We start from the raw sequence: 3,829 nt of genomic DNA, 5'->3' as shown, positions 1-3,829 counted from the left end.
GGTTGGTTGATAAGCTGGCACCCTAAAAACCGCCCTTGCACCCCGGAATGTAACTATTGCATTTTTATTCGAGCCACACTGCACATATTGAATTTAAATTAAATTAATCAGGATTTAGCAAGGCATGAAGAATATAATTACCGGGTACTCAGACGCGGGGCGAATGTGTGTCACCACATTCGCCCCGCTAACCACAAAAACTATACGAGGTAGTGATCATGGCTAAGCAGGAGTGTAATGCAGCAGAAGACAGATCAGAAGTTGCCGTTTCATCGATTCGGCATTTAACGGTGGGATATGCGAGCACGCTTCCGGATTATCAGCACGTTGCGGCGCTGAATATGAAGGGCAAGTGGCTGGAGGCGGCAGGTTTTACCACCGGTACCGAAGTGGATGTGCGGGTGATGGCCGGTTGCCTGGTGATCACCGCGCGGGAACCGGAGCCCCAGCTGATGAAATCGCTGCGTAAGGTATGCAAATTTTCCGGGCGTAAACAGCAGCAGGTAGAGGCGTTTATAGGTGCGATGGCAGGTAAGTAACTGGCAGCCACCGTTCAACCGCACTACCCCCGAAAACAGCCGTGTAAACCGGCATATCTGCCGATTAATTGTTCAGCTATTGAATGCTAAGCAGGCAGCCCACATACTATCAGCCACACGAAACTGAACGGGATTACACGGCGTGAGCAAGGCAAATATCAATCCGGCAATGCTGACCTGGGCGCGTGAGCGTTCAGGTATTGCTGTGGAACGATTTGCCCGGCTGTGCGGCGTTGACGAGCAGCGGCTGAGAGAGTGGGAAGCCGGAAACCACAGTATCACCTTCAACCAGGCGATGACCTTTGCGCACAAGGCCCATATCCCGTTTGGTTATCTGTTCCTGGCCCTGCCGCCGGTTGAACAACTGCCGGTGCCGGACCTGCGCACGGTGCAGGGCAAAGCCGTTAGCCGCCCCAGCGCCGAGCTGTTGGATCTGCTGAAAATTATGCTGCAGCGGCAGGAGTGGTACAAAGAGTATCTGCAGCAGCAGATGATACCACCTGGCCGGCTTTCCGGCCGTTTTTCACGCCACGATGCGGCAGACGCTATCGTCCGGGATATGCGTCAGACGCTGAACGTTGACGCCCATCCCTCCCGCGGAAGCTGGGAAGAGTATTATCGCGAGCTGGTGAATAAAATTGAGCAGGCTGGCGTGCTGGTGATGCGCTCCGCCAGCCTCGGCCACCACAGCCGCCCCTTTAACGTGGAAGAGTTTCGCGGTTTTGCCATCGCCGATGACTATGCGCCGATTATTTTCGTGAATCATGCCGACGCCCCCGGCGCGCGGTTATTTACCTTAATCCATGAGCTTTGTCATATCTGGATTGGACTGTCTGGCGTCTCCGATGGGGGTGTTACAGCTCACCTGCAACAGGAAGCCCTGTGTAACCACGTAGCGGCAGAGTTCCTGGTGCCCGCAGCCGAGTTTATGACCCACTGGCGAACGGACTATCCCGACTGGCAGAGCAACCTCGCTCCGCTGGAGAGCCATTTCCACGTCAGCCGCTGGGTACTGGCCCGGCGGGCGTTAACGCTCGGCCTGATCGACAAAACGGCTCACGATGACTATATCCGCTCATTACAGGCGGCTTATGCCGCCCGGGAAAAAGAGCCCGGTGGCCCGAACTATTACCGGACCAAAAAAGCGCAGATTAGCCCTTCTTTCTCCCGGGCGGTGGTGAGCCAGGCGTTGAGCGGGCAGCTGCTGTTACGTGAAGTGAGCGATCTGCTCGATGGGATTAAACCTGGAAAGATTGCCCGATTTGCCGGAGAACTGGGACTATGAAATATCTTCTGGATGCCAATACTTACATTGAGGCCAAAAACTTCTATTACGGCATGGATATTTGCCCGGCCTACTGGCAGTGGCTCGACTGGCAATTTGAGCTGGGCACGGTGGCAAGCGTAGATATGATTGGCAGAGAGTTGAGAGACGGTGACGACGAGCTGGCGCAGTGGGCCAGACAGCGCCCGGCGCACTTTGTTGCTAATGATGACGAAGCAACACAGCAGATATTTCAGCAGATCCTGTCTGATGTTATGGCTGGCGATTACAACGCACGTGAGCGTGATAATTTTCTGGCAAAAGCCGATCCGTGGATCATTGCGAAAAGTAAAGCCATTGGCGCGACACTCATCACCCATGAGTCGCTGCTGCCTGTCACATCCCGCAAAATCCGCATCCCCAATATCTGCCAAAATATCGAGGTTCCGTGGATGAACACTTTCCAGTTTTTACGGCAGTTAAATGCACGCTTTGTGCTGGAAGCCCGCTAATCAAGAAGTGGAATTGGACAATCTTCAGTGGTTCTGGCCGGGTATAAACCTCGCTCGAAAAAATGAAACTATCAACGTTAGCAGGTTGAAGATAACGGGTTACTCCAGAATTAGTCTCATCCCTGACACCCTCAGTTGCTCTGCATACTCCTCCCCCAGCCCCGTATCACTGACAATATGCGTAAACGCTGCCAGCGGCACCACGCCGAACAGCGCGTGCTGGCCGTACTTGCTGCTGTCGGCGATCAGCACCTTCTTTTCGGCGTTAGCCATCGCCGCCTGCTTTATCGCCGCTTTCTCCTCCGTTGGCGCGGTCACGCCCTGCGCCAGGCTCCACGCGTTGCAGCTTATAAAGGCCACGTCCGGGTGGATGCCGCGCAGCAGGCTGCGGCCGGGATCGCCGATGCAGGACTGGCTGCTGTTATCAATACGCCCGCCGATCACCGTCACGTCAATCTGGCGGAACGCCGATAAGAACAGCGCGACGGGCAGATCGCCGGTAAACACCCGCAGCGGCAGATGCACCAGGCAGCGCGCCAGCTCCAGCGCGGTGGTGCCGGCATCCAGCACTACCGCATCGCCCGGCTGCACCAGCGCGGCGGCGGCGCGGGCGATGGCCTGTTTCTGCTTAAGATTGCGCTGCTGCTTCTCCAGCGTGGTCGGCTGCAGCGGCACAAACTGCTTCAGCGCCACGCCGCCGTGGCTGCGGACGATCGCACCGCGATCGTCCAGCTTGATCAGATCGCGACGGATCGTTGCCGGGGAGGCGCGGGTGGCCGCTACCAGCTGATCAACGGTGACCAGGTTGTGGCTTTTCAGCACCGCCATGATCTGCTCAATACGCTGCTGCGTGCTCATTTCCCCGCCTGTGCCAGCTTCATCGCCAGCTTAATCGCCGCCACCATGCTGGCCGGATTCGCCTTGCCCTGCCAGGCGATATCAAACGCCGTACCGTGATCGACGGAGGTGCGGATAAACGGCAGCCCGGCGGTAATATTCACTCCGTCGTAGAAGCCCAGCAGCTTCAGCGGGATATGCCCCTGATCGTGATACATCGCCACCACCATATCGTACTGGCCCTCGCTCGCCTGCAGGAACACCGTATCCGGCGGGCACGGGCCGGTCACCTGCCAGCCCTGCGCCCGCGCGGCGGCGATGGCCGGCGCAACGATGGCGATCTCCTCATCGCCAAACAGCCCGTTCTCCCCGGCGTGGGGGTTGACCCCGGCCACGGCGATACGCGGTGCCGCATAACCCACCAGCTGCAAAAACCGCCCGGCGAGTGCAATTACCGAGGTAATCCGCGCTGCGCTGAGCGTATCTAAAAACTGCCGCAGCGCGATATGGGTGGAGACATGGATAACCTTCAGCCGGTCGGTATACAACAGCATCGCGACATCGCGGCTGCCGGTCAGCTCTGCCAGCAGCTCGGTGTGGCCGGGATAAGGGTGCCCGGCCAGATGCAGCGCTGCTTTGTTCAGCGGGGCGGTGGCGATGGCCTGCACCTGTCCCGC

Annotated in this window: 5 protein-coding genes; 3 read left to right on the top strand and 2 right to left on the bottom strand. The window is 57.8% G+C overall.

The features are described from left to right. The first annotated feature begins 218 nt into the window (after positions 1 to 218). The 3 genes from symE (at position 219) to NV64_RS22405 (ending at position 2,315) form a co-directional block, all read left to right on the top strand. Complete coding sequence (symE, locus tag NV64_RS22415) at positions 219 to 539, top strand: endoribonuclease SymE (protein WP_056231340.1); 321 nt, start codon at positions 219 to 221, stop codon at positions 537 to 539. A 142-nt stretch (positions 540 to 681) separates the two neighbouring features. Then, positions 682 to 1,824, top strand: coding sequence for an XRE family transcriptional regulator (locus NV64_RS22410; protein ID WP_101506829.1), 1,143 nt, complete (start codon positions 682 to 684; stop codon positions 1,822 to 1,824). Next, positions 1,821 to 2,315, top strand: coding sequence for a DUF4411 family protein (locus NV64_RS22405; protein WP_101506828.1), 495 nt, complete (start codon positions 1,821 to 1,823; stop codon positions 2,313 to 2,315). Before NV64_RS22410 ends, NV64_RS22405 begins: the two co-directional genes overlap by 4 nt. 99 nt (positions 2,316 to 2,414) lie before the next feature. Here the strand turns inward: NV64_RS22405 and NV64_RS22400 are convergent, their stop codons facing one another. Then, a complete protein-coding gene (locus NV64_RS22400) occupies positions 2,415 to 3,173 on the bottom strand; it encodes a DeoR/GlpR family DNA-binding transcription regulator (protein ID WP_101506827.1) in 759 nt (252 codons plus the stop codon). Next, positions 3,170 to 3,829: 4-hydroxythreonine-4-phosphate dehydrogenase PdxA (gene pdxA / locus NV64_RS22395; RefSeq protein ID WP_101506826.1), on the bottom strand; the 660-nt coding region annotated here is incomplete at its 5' end. The genes NV64_RS22400 and pdxA, both read right to left, overlap by 4 nt.

This window comes from Erwinia sp. B116 (assembly GCF_002865965.1).
GTDB lineage: Bacteria > Pseudomonadota > Gammaproteobacteria > Enterobacterales > Enterobacteriaceae > Erwinia.
Note: the sequence above shows the minus strand (reverse complement) of the source record. Positions and strands in the feature narration are given on the sequence as shown.

Bases quoted from the DNA above. Each gene is read 5' to 3' on its own strand.
- symE (WP_056231340.1), top strand. From the start codon at position 219: ATGGCTAAGCAGGAGTGTAATGCAGCAGAAGACAGATCAGAAGTTGCC.
- NV64_RS22405 (WP_101506828.1), top strand. From the start codon at position 1,821: ATGAAATATCTTCTGGATGCCAATACTTACATTGAGGCCAAAAACTTC.
- NV64_RS22400 (WP_101506827.1), bottom strand. From the start codon at position 3,173: ATGAGCACGCAGCAGCGTATTGAGCAGATCATGGCGGTGCTGAAAAGC.